This is a genomic window from Castellaniella sp. FW104-7C03 (assembly GCF_040276085.1).
Lineage (GTDB): Bacteria > Pseudomonadota > Gammaproteobacteria > Burkholderiales > Burkholderiaceae_B > Castellaniella.
In genome coordinates, this window is record NZ_JBELOK010000024.1 from 1 (window position 1) to 1,718 (window position 1,718).

Consider the following 1,718-nt stretch of genomic DNA (forward strand, 5'->3'; position numbering starts at 1 on the left):
GCCCAGTGCAATACCGAACTCAGGCCTTCTCAACTTAGCCCAGCCTTTTAACTGTCCAACTTCTGGGGGTCAGTTCAAAAGGGGCGGGCTTTTTTATGAGTGGATCAGAATCAGCGAATGGCCGGGGAGGGTTGTGCGCCACGCCAGACTGATACCGCACCCAGGGTAAACGTCAGGAACAGTGTGGGTAGCGCACTGCCATAATCCGGAGCCCATTGGGCCAGCGCATGAAAGCAGGCAATTCCCAACAGCCAGATCAGCGCCGGGGCCACGGGGTGCCCCGTATGGTTGTCTGCGGCCGGGTAAGTCCAAAGCCCGCGGCGGCCCAATATGGTGCCAAAAAGGGGTACAAACACAGAGCTTAGTGTCAGTAAAAACGGCTCCAGCGAGTGCATGGGCAGCACCATGGCCAGCACCATGGCTGCAATTGCCAGCACGCTGCCCCAGGTTTTCACGCTAAGCGCCGTAACCAGGCTTTGGCTGGACACCGAACCCGAATAAAGGTCGCCATAGGTGTTGTCGAGCTCGTCCACCAAAATCAGGGCCAGCGCCAGCAGGCCGCCCTGGGCCATCAGCAGGGCGCTGACCATGTCGGTATCCGGCCCGGTGATGGTGATGACCAGAACTCCCAGCATGTAGCACCAGATGTTTGCTACTGTGTAGCCCAGCCATGTGCCCGCCACAGTGCCGCGATTGCTGCGCCCGTGCCGCGCGTAGTCGGCCACCAGCGGCAGCCAGGATACTGGCATTGCAATCACAAGATCCAGTGCCTGGAAGCCGTTCATGCTGCCGTCTCCCGCACGATGCCACCACGCCTGCAGGGTCGCGCTGTCCAGCTTCAGTGAAAACTGGATGGTGAGCCAGATGAGAGACAAAATGACCAGTGGCAGGCCGATGCGGCTGACTACGCGGCGTACCAGGGTCAGCATCGACCCGCGCAAGAGCAGCAGGATCAGGACGCCCCAGAACAGGGTGGGCCAAACCAGGCCCAGATCAATACCCAAGGCGTCCTGGCCGATCGCCCGAGTGCCGTCGCGCATGATCACCAGCTCGAATGTTGCCCAGCCCAACAGTTGCACGACATTCAGCAAAATGGGCAGGCGCGCAAACCGGTTGCCGTACACCGACTGAATCAGACCTGCACTGGATAGTCCGCTGTCGCAGCCCAGGCGGGCGACCCAGGCCAGCAGCCCGGCGCCAAAAATTGAGCCGGCAATCACGGCAATCAGTGCTGCCTGCAGGCCCAGTGCCGGCACCAGGTAGGCACCTACCTGGATCACCAGCAAACCGACGCCCAGGCTGAACCAAAGGGCCAGGTGATCGTGCCAGCCAAATACGCGTTGTGGTGGCGCGCCGAGCCCTGGCGCAGCGGGGGCCGGTTTGCTGGAAACTGACGTGGAGGTTTGAGAGGCTGGATGTGGATTCATGGTACGCCTGTGCATGCAATATGCAGGTAGCAGGCGCGTGCGACGGCAGGCCATCGCCATGGCGAGCTGCTTTCCTGCGCGAGGATGATCTCAATCAGGTTCGAAGGGACTGTCTCAGCCGCCAAAGCGGCACCCCTAGCGAGGCTCGAAAATGGGTAAAACGATATTGATTGTAGGTGTGAAGGCTGCCCACGGCAAGGGTTGCCGCCGGTTGTGTTGGTGCAACGTGAGAATGTCCGGTCTGTGCAAAATAGAAATGTCCGGTTCAATGGTGTGAGTCACATCACTGGG

General features: G+C 60.3%; 1 protein-coding gene and 1 riboswitch. The gene reads right to left on the reverse strand.

The window, feature by feature from the left end:
• Positions 1-110: 110 nt before the first annotated feature.
• Positions 111-1,427 (reverse strand): purine-cytosine permease family protein, encoded by a 1,317-nt coding sequence (locus tag ABS758_RS14885; protein ID WP_350384129.1) that lies wholly within the window; start codon positions 1,425-1,427, stop codon positions 111-113.
• A 54-nt stretch (positions 1,428-1,481) separates the two neighbouring features.
• Positions 1,482-1,574: riboswitch (TPP riboswitch) on the reverse strand.
• Between the last annotated feature and the right edge of the window lie 144 nt (positions 1,575-1,718).